A 15,675-nucleotide genomic window follows, 5' to 3' on the forward strand; every position below is an offset into this window, starting at 1 on the left:
CTGTCGGCCGCCGGCGATGACCGGTCAAGCGCGGGAGGTCATGGTCGGGCCGGCTCAGGTCTCGCCGGCCACGGTCATGCGCCCGACCAGGATCGAACCGGTGCGCACGTGCGAGCGCGGGTCGACATCGCTGCCCACCGCCTCGATCGACTGGAACATGTTGCGCAGATTGCCGGCCACGGTGATGCCGTCGACCGGGTACTGGATCTGGCCGTCCTCGATCCAGAAGCCGGCGGCGCCGCGCGAGTAGTCGCCGGTGACGGTATTGACGCCCTGCCCCATCAGCTCGGTGACCAGCAGACCGCGGCCCATGCCGGCCAGCATCGCCTCGAAGTCTCCGGCGTTGGCCTCGACCTGCAGGTTGTGCACGCCACCGGCGTTGGCGGTGGTTTGCAGGCCGAGCTTGCGCGCCGAATAGCTGCCCAGGATGTAACGCTGCAGCACGCCGCCCTTGACCAGCGGCGACTCGCGCGTGGCCACGCCTTCGGCGTCGAACGAGCTGGAGCGGAAACCGCGCGACAGGAACGGCAACTCGTCGATCGCGAACCAGTCCGGGAACAGCTGCGTGCCGGCGGAATCGAGCAGGAAGCTGGCGCGGCGGTACAGCGCGCCACCGGACACCGCGCCGAGCAGGTGGCCGACCAGCGAACGCGCCATCTCGGCGGCGAACAGCACCGGGTACTCGCCGGTGGCGATCTGCCGCGGCGCCAGACGCGAGGCGGCACGCTGCGCGGCCTTGCGGCCGATGGCCGCGGCCGGTTCCAGATCGTCGGCCGCCAGCGCGATGCTGTACCAGCCGTCGCGCTGCATGGCGTCGCCACGGCCGGCGATCAGCGCGCAGCCGAGGCTGTGCTGGGTGCTGCGCTCGTGGCCGATGAAGCCGTGCGAGTTGGCGTAGACGCCGATGCTCTCGCCGGTGCCGACCGAGGCCCCGTCGGAGTTCTCGATGCGGGCGTCGGACTCGCGCCCGGCCTGTTCGCAGGCCAGGGCGAGGTCGATCGCGCGGTCGGCGTCGATCACCCAGGGATGCCAGCTGTCGAACTCGCGCAGGTCGCGGGCCATCAGCTCGGCCTCGGCCAGGCCGGCGGCGGCATCGTGCTCGGTGTGGCGCGCGATCGCGCAGGCCTGCTCGACGGTGGCATCGAGGCTGTCCTCGCGCAGGTCGGCGGTGCTGGCACTGCCCTTGCGCTGGCCGAAGTAGACGGTGACGGCAATGCCGCGGTCGCGGGTCGACTCGACCGTCTCGACCTCGCCCATGCGCACGTTGACGCTGAGCCCGGATTCCTCCGAGCACGACACTTCGGCCTGGCTGGCGCCGTGGGCGCGGCAACGCTCCAGCAGGCGCTGCGACAGCCCGGTGAGCGCGTCGAGGCGGGCGTGGCTGTCGCCGAGCGAGGCGGCGTAGGCGGGCGTGTTTTGGGGAGCGATCTGGCTCAATGGCTTATCCTTGTTGCTGTCATCCCGAGGCTGAAGGCCGAGGGATCTGTTTTTGACTTTACCCGCGCGTGGCGACCAGCAGGTTCCTCGCTGCGCCCGGAATGACGGCGGAAAGCAAGCTTATGCGTGGTAGAGACGAAGAAACCGGCGAATTTTTCAGCTCCAGCCGCAGCCAGAACCGGCGCGATGCGCTGGAGGTGCTGGCGCTGGGCGAGAAGCTGGTGGCGCTGACCGAGGCGCAGCTGGCCAAGCTGCCCGTGCCCGAATCGCTGCTGCCGCACATCCGCGAGTGCAAGCGCATCACCGCGCATGTCGCGCACAAGCGGCAGCTGGCGTTCCTGGCCAAGCAGATTCGGCGCGAGGATGAAGACGTCCTGGACGTGCTGCGCGATGCGCTCGACGAGAAGGGCGATGCCGCGCGGCGCGAAGTCGCGGCGATGCACCGCGTCGAGGCCTGGCGCGAGCGCCTGCTCGCCGATGGTGACGCGGCCCTGGCCGAACTGCTCGACACCCACCCGGACGCGGACCGTCAACAGCTGCGACAGCTGGTGCGCAACGCGCTGGAAGAACGCAAGCGCAACAAGCCGCCGCGGGCTTACCGCGAGCTGTACCGCGTGCTGCGGGAGTTGATGCTGGGTGGTGGCGAAAGCGAAAACGACAGCGAGGACGCACTTTAGCCCCTCTCCCCTCGGCGCCCGAAGGGTGTCCAGAGGTGAGAGTGGTTGGGGTGAGGGTCGGCGAAGCATCAGTCTTCACACTGTCAGTGCAGCAATGCGCTGCGCCACATTCCACCCCTGCAGCTCCGTCCACCCTCACCCGCCCTTCGGGCACCTTCTCCCGAAGGGAGAAGGAAAGGCGAGATTCCACCGTTGCAGCTCCGTCCGCCCTCATCCGCCCTTCGAGCACCTCGCTATGCGCCCGGCCCGAGCCATTGGCTCGGGCGCTCATCCGCACGCGCGCCAATGGCGCGCAAGCAGTGCGGCGTCGCCCCACTGGGAGAAGGGAACATTCAGCCTCACGCCTGCGTACCGCCCACGGTCAGCTGATCGATCAGCAGCGACGGCTGACCGACGCCGACCGGCACGCTCTGCCCGTCCTTGCCGCACACGCCGACGCCTTCGTCCAGGGCCAGGTCGTGGCCGATCATCTTCACCCGTTGCATCGTCTCCGGGCCGTTGCCGATCAGGGTCGCGCCCTTGACCGGCGCGGTGACCTTGCCATCCTCGATCAGATACGCCTCGGTCGCCGAGAACACGTACTTGCCGGACGTGATGTCGACCTGGCCGCCGCCGAAGTTGACCGCATACAGGCCCTTCTTGATCGAGCGGATCATCTCTTCCGGGTCGTGTTGTCCGGCCAGCATGTAGGTATTGGTCATGCGCGGCATCGGCAGGTGCGCGAACGACTCGCGGCGGCCGTTGCCGGTCGGCGCCATACCCATCAGGCGCGCGTTGAGCGTGTCCTGCATGTAGCCGACGAGGACACCGTCCTCGATCAAGGTGGTGCAGCTGGTCGGCGTGCCCTCGTCGTCGACGTTGAGCGAGCCGCGCCGGCCCGGCAGGGTGCCGTCATCGACGATGGTGACGCCCTTTGATGCCACGCGCTGGCCCATGCGGCCGGCGTAGGTCGAGGTGCCCTTGCGGTTGAAATCGCCTTCCAGGCCGTGGCCGACCGCCTCGTGCAGCAGCACGCCGGGCCAGCCACTGCCGAGCACTACAGGCATCACCCCGGCGGGTGCATCGATCGCATCTAGATTGACCAAGGCCTGGCGCAGCGCCTCGCGCGCGAACTGCTCGGGCTTGTCGCCGTCGAGCAACTGCGCATAACTGTAGCGGCCGCCGCCACCGGAATAGCCGCTCTCGCGGCGACCGTTCTGCTCGACGATCACCTGCACGTTGAGCCGCACCAGCGGACGCACGTCGGCGGCGAGCACGCCGTCGCTGCGCGCGACCAGCACGGTGTCGACGCCGCCGGACAGGCTCACCATCACCTGCTGCACGCGCGGATCGGCGGCGCGCAACAGCTTGTCGATGCGGCGCAGCGCCTCGACCTTGGCCTCGTTGGCGTAGCCGTCGATGGGGTCTTCGGCCGGATACAGCGAGCGGCCGCCGCCGCGCACCAGTGCGTGCGGGGCCTGGCTTGAACCGTCACGGGCAGCCATGCCTTTTGAAATCGTGCGCGCCGACTTCGACGCCGCCAGCAGTGCCGGCGTGTTGATCTCGTCGGAATAGGCGAAGCCGGTCTTCTCGCCGCTGATCGCGCGCACGCCTACGCCCTGCTCGATCGAATGCGCGCCGTCCTTGACGATGCCGTCCTCGACCGTCCAGCTCTCGCGGCGGGCGTGCTGGAAGTACAGGTCGCCAAAGTCCACGCCCGGGCCGAGCAGCGTGCCGAAGGTGCGTTCGAGGCCACCGGCATCGAGCCCGGCGGGCAGCAGCAGGCGGGATTCGGCGATCTGGATGGGCAGGGTCATCGGCGGGTCATTCCAAAAAAGTAGGCTTTACGGCCCATTACATGCGGCCGGGCGCGCGGTGGTTCAACCGGGAGGTCAGCCGGCTCCCGGCGGGGCCCGGGCCGAGACGCGGCTTTGCTCGCTGCCGATCACCTCGACCTTGGGCTCCTTCCAGGGGCCGGTGACGCGGTAGGTCTTGGCGGCCAGCTGGCCCAGCGGCTTCTGCAGCACCGCATTGGCGGCCGCGCCGATCGCCGCGCCGACCGGGCCGCCGGCGATCGCGCCGGCCACCGTCAGCAGGTTGCCGGCCTTGGGCCGCACCTCGATGGTCTGGTCGAAGCTCTGGCTGCGCAGGTTGGCGCTGCCGCGGATGCTGATCGCCGCGGCCGGGCCGTCGATGCTGAGGTTGTCGCTGCGCGCGCTGCCACCGGCAAAGCGGATCTGGCCACCGGCGCGGTTGAAGGCGAAGCCCTTGGAGAAGAAGTCGCGGAAATCCAGCATCAGCCGTCGCGGCAGCTGGGCCAGGCTGAGCAGGCCGAGCACGCGACCGGCGCCGGGTTCGATTTCCAGCAGGCGACCGTTGCGGATGTCGGCATCGAGACGGCCGTCCAGCGTGGCGACGTTGAACGCCGCCGGGCTGCCGGCCCAGCCCGCGTCAAAGTGGATCGAGCCCTCGCCACCGGCCAGCTGTTCGCCGAAGCCGAAACCGGCGAGCAGGCGACCGAAGTTCTCGCTGTCGATCTTGACGTCGAACTGCGTACGCGCCGCCGTGCCGCGGCCGTGCCAGTCACCGCTCAGGTCGATGCGCTGCTGCTCGGCACGGGTCTGCACCTGCTCGATGCGCATGCCGGTCGCGGTCGGGCGGGTGCGCAGCTTGGCCACACCCAGTCGGGCGTCGGCAATACGCAGGTCGGCGATGTCGAAGGTCAACGGCGGCACCTTGGCCGGGTCGAACGCGTCGTCGCCGGCGGCCGCGGTGGTGGGTGCCGCGTCGGCACCGCCCGACTTGGCCGGTCGCCAGTGGAAACGATCGAAGCGACCGGCAATCGGCGCCCCCTGCCCGGCCGGGATCAGTAAAGCGCCGTTCAAGGCCGCGCCTTCGGCCTGCACCGCGGTCGCGCCCTGTGCGGCCGGCACCACCACCACGCGGGTGTCGGCGAACGCGCCACCGAGCAGGTTGAGGTGCTGCGCGGTCACATCGATGCGCTGCAGCGGCAGGCCACCACCGCTGCCACCGTGGGTCAGGGCGATCCAGTCGATCGCGTCGAGCGCGTCGGCGTGGCCGCTGGCGACCAGGCCGTGCACCGGCGGCGCCTCGTCGACGCGCTGCGCGCCCAGGGCGATGCGCACGCCGGTCTGGCCGTTGCCGCTGCGCGCGCGCACGGCGATGCGCTGGCCGAGGTTGACGCGGATATCGCCGCTGCCCATCGGCAGTGGCGTTTCGATCGTCGCGGCCAGTGACTCACCGGCCGACTTGCGCAGCGGCCGCGGCAACGTCAACGCCGTACCGACCAGGTTCGATTGCAGTTGCAGCAGGGTCGGCCCGGCCTGGCCGGCCGCGGCCTTCGGGATCGCGATTCCGATCGTCCAGGGCGAGCGGCCGTCGAGGTAGGGCTTCAGCCACGCCAGCTCCGGCGCGCGGTCGATCAGCTCGCTCGCGGCCAGGGTCGCCTCGAGCCCGCCCTCGAACGCGTGATCGCGATCGCGCACGAAATCGTTACCCGCACGCAGCGACAGCCGCCCCGGCTGGCCGTTGTAGCGCACACGCAGATCATCGGCGCGGAACCCGCCGCGGGCGTACTCGGCGCGGCCGTTGACCTGATCGAAAGCCAGCTTCCAACGCGGGTCGGCGAGCTTGGCGTCCTTGAGCTCGACACTACCGGCGATGGTGGTGACGGCGCCGGGACGCAGCGGCAGGTCCATGCCGAAACCGACCTGGGCGGCGCCGCTGGCGCTGAGCTGCTTCAGGGTCTCGGCGTGCTCCTTCTGCAGCGGGCTCTGCCGCAGCAGCGCGAGCAGCTGCGTGGCATCAGCGGCGCCTTGCGCCTGCACGACCAGCGCGCCGCCCTTGTAGTGATCGACGGCCGCGTGCACCTGCGGCACCTCGACCCCGGCCAGCCGGCCGTGGCCGTCGACGCTGAAACCATCGGCGATGAAGGCGACATCGGCATCGATCGCGTCCATCGCCGGCCAATCGCGCTGGAACTTGATGATCGCCTGGCTCAGTTGCGCGGTGGCCTCGAAGCGGCCGTTGCGGTCGCGGAACGGCCAGTCGTCAAGATCGCCCGAGACGATCGCGTGGCCGTTGCGGAGTTGGCCGCCGATCAACGCGTGGTCCAGCCACTGGACCACGTTGGCCGACATCCGGTGGCGGACCCAGAAGCCCTTGGCGACCGGTAGCGCGGCCTCATCGATGTCGGCGGCGAGGTCGATCCGCGGCCGCGAGCCGTCGCCCTGCCACCACAGGCCGCCGCGCGCGTGCACGCCGAAGCCGTCGCCCTTGATCCGCAGCGCCGGCGTACCAACGCGCCAACCACCGCCTTCGCGCCAGCCGCTGACCGTGCCTTGCAACGCCACCGCGTGGCTCACGCCGAAACCGCGGGGCCAGTCGAAACGCAGCTTTGAAGCCGGATCGAACTGCAGGCTGAAACCGTCGGCGTCACCGTCGAACTCGCCCCCCAGACCTTGCAGACCCGGCGAATCACCCACCGCGGCGAAGCCAAACGCGTCGAGACGGGCATGCGCACGCATCGCGCCACCGCGTCGGCCGCTGACTTCGATCCGTTGCAGCGCGACATGCGGACGCGTGGTCTGCAGCCATTGCCGCAGCCCCGGCGACAGGCGATCGCTGAGCGCCGCCACCGCCAGCAGCGGCCCGACATCGATGCGCTCGGCCAGCAAGGCGTAACGCTCGCCGCCGGCAATCACCAGGCCGTCCAGCGATTGCTGCTGTTCACCGCTGCCGATGCGCAGCGTCGGCGCGTCGACGCGCCAGCCGCCTTCGACCAATCGCCAACGCGCGCGCATTGCGATGTTCTGGAAGGTGACGCGCGGGACTTCGGCACGGTTCGCCAGCGGTGCGCCACGCAGGCCGACGCGATCGAGCTGCGCATCCACTGTCACCTGGGCGATGCGATGGCCGCGCAACTCGGCCCAGGCCTCGGCACGGCCCTGGCCGGACTCGCTGCCGATGCCGGCCAGTTGCGCCAACGGCGCCCACGCGGCCAGGTCGACGCGGCGCGAACCGACATAGGCGCGGCCGTCGCCGCGCTTGCGGTCGAAATCGAGCACGGCGTCGAGCGGCGAAGTCGCGGCGCCGGCCGCGCCGACGCTGGGCCAGGCGCGCACGCCGGCGCGCACACGGTCGCCGTTGACGCGCAGGCGCAGGTCGATCTTGGGAATGCGGGCGTCGATGCCCAGTTGCGGCGCGAGCACCGCGAGCTTGCCGCCGATCACCTGCAGTTCGCCGAGCCCTTCCAACGCCGACAGCGGATCACGCTGCGCCGGCTGCTCCTGCCCGGGCAGGCCACGCACTTTCCAGCGGCCGTCTTCGGCGCGCTCCAGGGTCAGGTCGAGGCCGCGCAGGCGCAGCTCCGAGAACGCATGCCCGGGCAACAGGCCGGCGTACAGCGACACCAGCATCTCGGTGTCACCAACAGTGAAGGCCTGTGTGCCTTCGCCGACGCGCAGATTGTCCAGCCTCAGCAGTGGTCCGCGCCGGGTCCAGTCGGTCGCGACCCGGTCGAACGAAACCGGACGCCCGGCGCGTTCGCTCAGCCAGGCCGCGATGCGCTGCGGATTGCTCTCGGCCAGTGGCAGCACCTGACTGGCGATGGCCAGCAGCAGCGCGACCAGCACCAGCGCGATCGCGGCCGAATAGGCCAGGCCTCGGCGGGCCAGGCGCAGGCGGCGGCGCAGCGGCGTCGGCATCAGCGCCTCGCTCCGCGTTGCGCTGTGATTCGTGATTCGTGATTCGTGATTCGGGGAAAAAACAGGTTCGCGCCTTCGCTCTTGCCAATCACCAATCCCCAATCACCAATCACGGCCTCAAAGCAGCACGACATCGAACTGCTCCTGCGCATACTGCTCGTCGGGCTGGAAGCGGATCGACTTGGCGAGAAATTCCTCAAGCTCGGCCACCGCCGCCGACTCCTCGTCGGTGATGCGCGCGACGACCTTGGGCGAGGCGATCACCAGCAACCGCTGCGCATCGAACTGGCGTACCTGGCGGACGATGTCGCGGAAGATCTCATAGGTCACGGTCTCCGGCGTCTTCAGCGTGCCGCGGCCGCCGCACTCGTGGCAGGGCTCGCTCAGCTGCCGCTCCAGGCTCTCGGTGGTGCGCTTGCGCGTCATCTCGACCAGACCCAGCGGCGAGAACTCGTAGACCGTGGTCTTGGCGTGGTCGCGTGCCAGGGCTTTTTCGAGCTGGCGCAGCACCTGGCGCTTGTGCTCGGCATCGGTCATGTCGATGAAGTCGATGATGATGATGCCGCCCAGGTTGCGCAGGCGCAGTTGCCGCGCGACCGATTGCGCCGCCTCCAGGTTGGTGCGGTACACCGTTTCCTCGAGGTTGCGCTGGCCGAGGAACGAGCCGGTGTTGATGTCGACCGTGGTCATCGCCTCGGTCTGGTCGATGACGAGATAACCGCCGGACTTGAGCGGCACCTGCTTGTCGAGCGCGCGCTGGATCTCATCCTCGACGCCGTACAGGTCGAAGATCGGTCGCGCGCCGGTGTAATGCTCGATCTTCTCGTCGAGCCCGGGCATGTACTGCGCGGCGAACGTGCGCAGCCGCTCGCAGGTCTCGCGCGAGTCGACCTTGACCTTCTCCACGTCCTTGCGCATCAGGTCACGCACCGCGCGCAGCGGCAGGCTCAGGTCCTCGTAGACTCGCTCGCCGACGCGGGCGTTCTTCGAGCGCTCCTCGATCAGTGCCCAGACGCGGCTCAGGTAGGTCACGTCCTCGGCCAGCGCTTCCTCGGGCTGGCCCTCGGCGTTGGTGCGCACGATGTAGCCCTGGTGGGCGCCGCTGGGCGCCAGCGCGGTCACGTGGGTCTTCAGGCGCACGCGCTCGGCCTCGTCCTCGATGCGCGCCGACACGCCGACCACGCGCGTGCGCGGCAACAGCACCAGATAGCGCGAGGGAATGCTGAGCTGGGTGGTCAGGCGCGCGCCCTTGCTGCCGATCGGGTCCTTGACCACCTGCACGATGATCTCCTGGCCCTCGCGCAGCAGCTCGGCGATCGGCCGGGTCGGGGCCGGCGGCAGTGGGGCCTCTTCGCCGGCGTTCTCGCCTTCGGCGACCGGGGTCGGCTTGATGATGTCGGCGGCGTGCAGGAACGCGGCACGCTCCAGGCCGATCTCGACGAAGGCCGCCTGCATGCCCGGCATTACCCGCTGCACCCGGCCCTTGTAGATGTTGCCGACCACGCCACGGCGCCATCCGCGTTCGATGTGCAGCTCCTGCAGCATGCCGTTTTCGACCACCGCGACACGGGTCTCGCGCGGGGTGACGTTGACCAGGATCTCCTCGGTCATGCCAGCACTCCGAACTGGCGCAGCAGCGTCGCGGTCTCGTACAGCGGCAGGCCCATCACCCCGGAGTAGCTGCCGGCCAGGCGGGTGGTGAAGCTCTCGGCCAGGCCCTGGATGGCGTAGGCGCCGGCGCGGCCGTGCGGCTCGCCGCTGGCGACGTAGGCGTCGATCTGGGCCGGGCTCAATGCGGCGAAGGTGACCTCCGACAGCGACACCGCCTGCGCCTCGCGCGCCGGCGACACCAGCGACACCGCCGAGATCACCTGGTGGGTGCGCCCGGACAGCTTGCGCAGCATGTCCACGGCATCGGCGTCGTCGCGCGGCTTGCCGAACACCTCACCGTTCAGCACAACCTCGGTGTCGGAGCCGAGCACGACCGCGGTCGGATTGCCGACCACCTGCAGCAGGCCGGCCCCGGCCTTCTCGCGGGCGACGCGGCGCACGTAGTCTTCGGCCGGTTCGCCGGGCTGCGGGTGCTCGGGGATGTCGAGGTCGAGCACACCGAACTCCTGACCGGGCGCACCCGACAGCAGGCGGCCCAGCAATTCACGGCGGCGGGGAGATTTCGAGGCGAGATAGAGCATCGGCAAAAGCATAACCTGCACTGACTGAGCCGCAGCCGCGGCCGACCGCGTAACCCCGATCGGGCTCACGAATCGTTCACTGCATCGGCAAGACCCTTGATCCGATCTCCAGGAGTTGCAAATGCCTGACCTCAGGAAAGCTGTCCCGCGCGCCCCCCGTCCGTCCCGCTTCGCCCCGCGCCAGTTTGTCCTCGCGCCCGTTCTCGCGGTCGCCCTAGTCTTTGGAGCCACGCCTTTCATGACCGCCAGCGCGCAGACCACCCCTTATGTAGCCACCGACGGCACCCTGCTCTCGGTGTCGGCGCAGGCCGAGGCCAAGCGCATCCCGGACATCGCCACGGTCTCGACCGGCGTGGTCACCCAGGCAAGCGATGCCAACAGCGCGCTGCGCGCCAACGCTGAGCAGATGACCCGGGTGGTCACCGCGATCAAGGCCGCCGGCATCGCCGAGCGCGACATCCAGACCAGCGGCGTCAACCTCAACCCGCAGTACAAGTACGGCGAGAACCAGCCGCCGACCATCACCGGCTACCAGGCCAGCAACAACGTCAATCTGACCGTGCGCGACATCGCCAAGCTCGGCAAGATCCTCGATGCCCTGGTCGCCACCGGCGCCAACCAGATCAACGGCCCCAGCTTCGACATCGACGACAAGGAAAAGGACAGCGCCTACGACGAGGCCCGTCGTGCCGCCGTGGAAAAGGCCCAGGCGCGGGCCGAGATGTACGCCAAGACCCTGGGCATGAAGGTGCGCCGCATCGTCAGCCTCAGCGAGGGCGGTGGTTTCGCGCCGCCGCGGCCGATGGCGATGATGGCCATGGGCCGCGCCAAGGAGGCCTACGACACGCCGATCGCGCCGGGCGAAAGCACGCTGTCGGTCAATCTCGACGTCGTGTTCGAACTGGGCCGCTGAGCGATGGGCCGCGCCGGCAAAACCGCCCCGCCCGCCCCCGACCCCAAACCGGGGCGCAACCCCGGCTACGCCGAGCCAAACCCGCGCGACCGCGAGGACGCCGCCCAGCCACACCCGCGCAAGGCGCCGAACCCGGACGCGGGCGGCTTGGACCGCGACCCGGACCCGATGCCGGACCGCGTCGACAAGCACTGAATACGCGTTGTCATGACGAGCAGGCCCGCCTTGGCGGGCCTGCTTCGTTTGCGGGCCTCCGGCTTCGGCATGGATCTCGTCAGCATTGATCCGCCGCATCGAGCCGCACCGAGTCAACCCCGCAGCCGTCGTCCATGCGTTGTCACTCACAGGCAACCCAAGGAGGTCCGAGATGACGCACGCGATCGCTCTCCCTTCCCATCGGTCCGGCGCGTTCGAGCCGCCGCGGCTCGACGGCAACCGCATCGTCGCCAACGCCGGCGCCCTCGCGGTCAACGCCGCGCTGCTGCTGTTGCTGCTGGTGCCGTTGACCGCACCGCAGCTGCTGACTCTGCCGCGCCGTGACGACAACCCGGTCCTGATCCAGGTGGTGCGCGCCAAGCCGAAGCCAATCACGTCCGAACCAGTGCCTGTACCAGTGGTGCCGAAAACCGCTCGCCAGCCGGCCGTCACGACCCCGCAGCCACGCATCGAGACGCCCCCGCTCGAGCCGGTCGCCGACAGCCAGCCCGGTGACGAGGCCTTGGCCCCGGCCGACCCCGTCGGCGAGCAGGGCGTGGCCTCGCTGGCACCCACCCTGCCCCAAGCCGGCGCGCAACTTCAGACGTTGTCGGCACCGCCGCCGGCCTACCCCGGCGCCGCGGTGCGCGACGGCCTGACCGGCACGGTCGAGCTGGAAATCCTGGTCGACGTCGACGGCAAGCCGATCGAGGCGCGCGTGGTGCGCAGCAGCGGCCACCGTGTGCTCGACCAGGCCGCGCGCCGGGTGGTGCTCACGCGCTGGACCTTCGAGCCGGCGCTGCAGTACGGCCGACCGGTGCAGGCGCTGGGACGGGTGCCGATCGAGTTCAAGCTCGATTGAATCCTGTGGCACCAACAAAAACGCCCCTCAATGCGGGGCGTCTGACATTCAAGCACTCCATTCCCGACTCAACCCGGTGCCGGACCCACTCGGACCTTTTCGTAGGTGTATCTGATGAGCCCCCAGGTGCCACCTGTCGCGCTCCCCGTCCACTGGTAGGTCCATGACTCGATGAAACCTCCGCTGACATGGGTGATGGCGATCGTTTCACCGGGAGTACCCGAGGCAGGGAGCGGCACCGGGGGGCCACTTCCTGGTCCGGCCGCAACAAAACCCGGTGCGCCCGAGGAGGCCACCGCCAAGGTACGGGACACCGTCAAGCGGTCCCTCCCCGAAAAGCGGGTGGTAACGCCCGGCGGACTTGGTGCGCCCTGCTCAACCAGCCACTGCTGGATCTGGAGCCCTTCCAGCGAGTTGGCCGAATACTCGGCACGCGCCGTGACATGCGAAACATGGGTATCGGCTGCATGCGCGCTGCCAATTCCGGCAGCCAGCAAGCCCGCCAGGAACAGCCGAATGAACCTGGATCGTGAATCCTTCATATACCTTGACTCCGTTCGTTAGTGACTTCATGTCGTCCCCTGACGCCCCCTCGCCAATGTGCAACACGCGACCGCCTGACGCGCGCCGTCCCCGGCCATGTCACGCCCGGTGATACGGATGATTCGCCAGCAACGCGGCCGCGCGATACAACTGCTCGGCCACCACCAGCCGCACCAGCATGTGCGGCAGGGTCAGCGGCCCCAGAGACCACGACTCGTCACCGCGCGCGATCACCTCGGGTGCATGACCTTCGGGGCCGCCAATCAGGAAGGCGAGATCGCGCCCCTGCCCGCGCCAGTGCTCCAGCCGCTGCGCCAGTTGTTCCGAGGACCAGGTCCGGCCGCGGCCGTCGAGCGTCACCACGCAGGCGTTCTTCGGCAACGCGGCCAGCACGCGCGCACCCTCGTCCTGCGTCGCGCGCGCGGCGTCGCGGCCTTTGCCGCGCAGACCGGGCTCGATCTCGACCAGTTCCAGTGGCAGCCAGTGCGACAGGCGCTTCTGGTATTCGCCGAAGCCGTCGGCGACCCAGCGCGGCGCGCGTTCGCCGACGGCGATCAATTTCGCTTTCATCGGCACGCATGGTAGCGGCAGCCCGTCACGATCCAGCGCTTTGACACGGCAGTGTCATATGGCGGCCACGCCGCGCCCCTAGCGTGCAGGCTCCCCCAGCCCCGCAGGAGTTGCAGATGGATGCGTTCGACCTCTCCCGCCGCCAGGTCCTCAAAGGCAGTGCCGCCGCGATGGCGGTGGGTGCCATGGGCAGCCTGAGCGCGCTTTACTCGCGTCAGGCGCTCGCTGCCACCGACCCGACCCGGCTCGCCCCGATCCCCGGCCGTTACGGCCCACTCGCCCCGGTCGCCGACCAGGCCACCGGCCTGCCGCTGCTGCAGCTGCCGCGCGGTTTCAGCTACCGCTCATTCGGCTGGAGCGGCGACCGCATGCGCGACGGCCGCCCCTGCCCCGACCGCCACGACGGCATGGCCGTGGTCAGCGTGCGCCGCCCCGGTCATGGCCGGCACGACCGCGACGACGCGCGTGGTCACGGCAATGGCCGCGGCCACGAGCTGGTGCTGATCCGCAACCACGAGCGCGGCGGCGCCACCCCGATCCAGGCGCCGGGCATGTACGACACCGGCGACATCGGCGGCGGCCAGGTCGCCGGTGGCGGCACCACCACCCTCACCTACCGCCATGGCGAATGGCGCAGCATCGAGGCCAGCCTCGGCGGCACCCTGGTCAACTGCGCCGGCGGCCCGACCCCGTGGGGCACCTGGCTGACCTGCGAGGAGATCAAGACCAACGCGGTCTCCAGCACCGGCAAGAAGCACGGCTACGTGTTCGAGGTGCACCCGGATGCCGAACGCACCAGCGGCCGGCCGCTGGTCGGGCTGGGCCGTTTCAGCCACGAGGCCGTGGCGATCGACCCGCGCACCGGCGTCGTCTACCTGACCGAGGACGACCGCAACAAATCCGGCCTGTACCGCTACATCCCCAACGACCGCGCCGGCCGTTACGGCTCGCTCGAACACGGCGGCCGCCTGCAGGCCGCACGCGTGCGCGGCAAGCCCAACGCCGACCTCATCGTCGCCGCGATCGGCACCGAGTACGCACTGGAATGGGTCGACGTTCCTGATCCGGACCTCGACACCATCGTCGCCCCGGCCGGCTTCCCCGATATCTCCGCCGGCGACACCCTCAGCGGCACCTTCGCGCAGGGCTGGAGCGAGGGCGCGCTGCGCATGAGCCGCGGCGAGGGCATCTGGTACAGCTACGGCAAGATGTTCATCGTCGACACCAGCACCGGCGTCGACAGCCGTGGCCGCAAGGGCCGCGGCAACGGCGCGGTGTGGGTGCTCGACCTGGCCACCCAGCGCCTGCGCGCGCTGTTCGTCAGCGGCAACCAGCTGGCCGCGCACAACCCCGACAACGTCACGGTGAGCGCGCGCGGCGGCGTGCTGCTGTGCGAGGACGGCGGCGAAAGCCCGGACCAGTACGGTCCCGGCGCGCGCCTGATCGGCCTGACCCGGCAGGGCGAGTCGTTCTACTTCTGCAAGAACAACGTCGAGCTGACTTCGACCCAGATCGCCAACGCCGGCAAGACCATCGCCGAGGGCGACTACCGCGACAGCGAATTCTGCGGCGCCTGCTGGGACCCGTTCGGCCGCACGTTGTTCGTCAACATCCAGACCCCGGGCATCACCGTGGCGATCACTGGACCGTGGGAGCGCGGGCATTTGTAGGGCTTCGTCGCCTGGAACGGTGAGTCGTAACTGCGGCTGCTGTTTCAAACAGCCGATTCCGTATACAGACCCGAAGGGCGGCGCACAGGGATGTGCCGTTTTCCGACCGAGCCATGGATGGCGAGTCGGAAAATCCCCTCAGCCGTTCCGGTCGTGGGGCTGATGTGTCGAGGAAAGCCCTTCTCTTTGGTTACTTTCTCTTGGGCCAGCAAGAGAAAGTGACCCGGCCGCGTCAGCGGACGGAAGCATTGGATGTTGCTGTTTAAACGCGATCGGTAAAGCGTGAAAAGTCCCTGGACCTTCGATCCCCGGCCATCGGGCATAGCCCGATGGCGCTCAACGCCGCGCGAGCCAATGGCTCGCAAGCAGCGGCGCTTCGCCCCGCCTTCGCGGGAATGACGAGCAAGGCAACCGCGAAGACAAAATACAAACGGCGCCCCAAGGACGCCGTTTCTCTACTCAACCGATGACCCGACGCCTCAAAGGCGCTCCTCCGCATCGGTCTCGTACTCGTCGTCGCCCGGCGGCTGGTCGCCAACCGTCCACAGACGCTCCAGCGCATAAAACTCGCGCACGCGCGGCAGCATCACGTGGACCACGACATCGCCCAGGTCGACCAGCACCCACTCGGCTTCGCGCTCGCCCTCCACGCCAAGCGGCATGACGTCGAGGTTCTTGGCGAACTTGACCACCTCGTCGGCGACCGACTTGACGTGGCGGGTGGAGGTGCCCGAGGCGATCACCATGTAGTCGGTGACGCTGCTCTTGCCGCGCACATCGATCTCGACGACATCTTTGGCTTTGAGCTCTTCGACCGCGGCATGCACCGTCTTGAGTAGGACTTCGACCGGCGGCGGCGGATTGGGCAGGCGGGTCTTGATGACTTGCGCTTGGGTGGTCAAGGGACGTGG

11 protein-coding genes are annotated in these 15,675 nt (G+C 69.3%); 4 read left to right on the plus strand and 7 right to left on the minus strand.

All coding sequences use genetic code 11. The features are described 5' to 3' along the window. Positions 1-54: 54 nt before the first annotated feature. The gene (gene pmbA / locus ACFOLC_RS02945; protein ID WP_386757953.1) at positions 55-1,428 is read right to left on the minus strand and encodes a metalloprotease PmbA; all 1,374 of its coding nucleotides are present in this window, start codon (positions 1,426-1,428) and stop codon (positions 55-57) included. Positions 1,429-1,559: 131 nt separating this feature from the next. Between pmbA and yjgA the strand changes: the two genes are divergently transcribed. Continuing rightward, a complete protein-coding gene (yjgA, locus tag ACFOLC_RS02950) occupies positions 1,560-2,114 on the plus strand; it encodes a ribosome biogenesis factor YjgA (protein ID WP_386757352.1) in 555 nt (184 codons plus the stop codon). Positions 2,115-2,452: 338 nt separating this feature from the next. On the opposite strand, the gene tldD is transcribed toward yjgA, so the two are convergent. The 4 genes from tldD to ACFOLC_RS02970 all read right to left on the minus strand — a co-directional run bounded on the left by tldD (position 2,453) and on the right by ACFOLC_RS02970 (position 10,011). After that, complete coding sequence (tldD, locus tag ACFOLC_RS02955) at positions 2,453-3,910, minus strand: metalloprotease TldD (RefSeq protein WP_386757354.1); 1,458 nt, start codon at positions 3,908-3,910, stop codon at positions 2,453-2,455. Positions 3,911-3,985: 75 nt separating this feature from the next. Continuing rightward, positions 3,986-7,819 carry a YhdP family protein gene (locus ACFOLC_RS02960; protein WP_386757356.1) on the minus strand — a complete coding sequence of 1,278 codons (3,834 nt, stop codon included), beginning with the start codon at positions 7,817-7,819 and terminating at the stop codon, positions 3,986-3,988. A gap of 117 nt (positions 7,820-7,936) precedes the next feature. Beyond that, a complete protein-coding gene (gene rng, locus ACFOLC_RS02965) occupies positions 7,937-9,430 on the minus strand; it encodes a ribonuclease G (protein WP_386757358.1) in 1,494 nt (497 codons plus the stop codon). Continuing rightward, a complete protein-coding gene (locus ACFOLC_RS02970; protein WP_386757360.1) occupies positions 9,427-10,011 on the minus strand; it encodes a Maf family protein in 585 nt (194 codons plus the stop codon). The genes rng and ACFOLC_RS02970 overlap by 4 nt, the downstream gene beginning before the upstream one ends. 238 nt (positions 10,012-10,249) lie before the next feature. Between ACFOLC_RS02970 and ACFOLC_RS02975 the strand changes: the two genes are divergently transcribed. Both ACFOLC_RS02975 and ACFOLC_RS02980 read left to right on the plus strand, forming a co-directional pair. Next, the gene (locus tag ACFOLC_RS02975) at positions 10,250-10,924 is read left to right on the plus strand and encodes an SIMPL domain-containing protein (protein WP_386757362.1); all 675 of its coding nucleotides are present in this window, start codon (positions 10,250-10,252) and stop codon (positions 10,922-10,924) included. 367 nt (positions 10,925-11,291) lie between these two features. After that, a complete protein-coding gene (locus ACFOLC_RS02980) occupies positions 11,292-11,981 on the plus strand; it encodes an energy transducer TonB (protein ID WP_386757364.1) in 690 nt (229 codons plus the stop codon). Positions 11,982-12,623: 642 nt separating this feature from the next. On the opposite strand, the gene rlmH is transcribed toward ACFOLC_RS02980, so the two are convergent. Next, a complete protein-coding gene (gene rlmH, locus ACFOLC_RS02985) occupies positions 12,624-13,094 on the minus strand; it encodes a 23S rRNA (pseudouridine(1915)-N(3))-methyltransferase RlmH (protein ID WP_386757366.1) in 471 nt (156 codons plus the stop codon). 116 nt (positions 13,095-13,210) lie between these two features. On the opposite strand from rlmH, the gene ACFOLC_RS02990 reads away from it, so the two are divergent. Continuing rightward, entirely contained in the window at positions 13,211-14,764 is a 1,554-nt protein-coding gene (locus ACFOLC_RS02990; protein ID WP_386757368.1) for an alkaline phosphatase PhoX, read from the plus strand. A 479-nt stretch (positions 14,765-15,243) separates the two neighbouring features. Here ACFOLC_RS02990 and rsfS read toward each other — a convergent pair whose 3' ends face one another. Beyond that, positions 15,244-15,666, minus strand: a complete 423-nt coding sequence (gene rsfS, locus ACFOLC_RS02995) for a ribosome silencing factor (RefSeq protein ID WP_386757370.1) — start codon at positions 15,664-15,666, stop codon at positions 15,244-15,246. Positions 15,667-15,675: the final 9 nt, after the last annotated feature.

Origin of the sequence: Lysobacter cavernae, assembly GCF_042648505.1 — a bacterium.
Classification (GTDB): Bacteria; Pseudomonadota; Gammaproteobacteria; order Xanthomonadales; family Xanthomonadaceae; genus Lysobacter_L; species Lysobacter_L cavernae.

Coding starts and splice junctions, on each gene's coding strand:
- yjgA (WP_386757352.1), top strand. CDS start 1,560: ATGCGTGGTAGAGACGAAGAAACCGGCGAATTTTTCAGCTCCAGCCGC.
- tldD (WP_386757354.1), bottom strand. CDS start 3,910: ATGACCCTGCCCATCCAGATCGCCGAATCCCGCCTGCTGCTGCCCGCC.
- ACFOLC_RS02960 (WP_386757356.1), bottom strand. CDS start 7,819: ATGCCGACGCCGCTGCGCCGCCGCCTGCGCCTGGCCCGCCGAGGCCTG.
- rng (WP_386757358.1), bottom strand. CDS start 9,430: ATGACCGAGGAGATCCTGGTCAACGTCACCCCGCGCGAGACCCGTGTC.
- ACFOLC_RS02970 (WP_386757360.1), bottom strand. CDS start 10,011: ATGCTCTATCTCGCCTCGAAATCTCCCCGCCGCCGTGAATTGCTGGGC.
- ACFOLC_RS02975 (WP_386757362.1), top strand. CDS start 10,250: ATGACCGCCAGCGCGCAGACCACCCCTTATGTAGCCACCGACGGCACC.
- ACFOLC_RS02980 (WP_386757364.1), top strand. CDS start 11,292: ATGACGCACGCGATCGCTCTCCCTTCCCATCGGTCCGGCGCGTTCGAG.
- rlmH (WP_386757366.1), bottom strand. CDS start 13,094: ATGAAAGCGAAATTGATCGCCGTCGGCGAACGCGCGCCGCGCTGGGTC.
- ACFOLC_RS02990 (WP_386757368.1), top strand. CDS start 13,211: ATGGATGCGTTCGACCTCTCCCGCCGCCAGGTCCTCAAAGGCAGTGCC.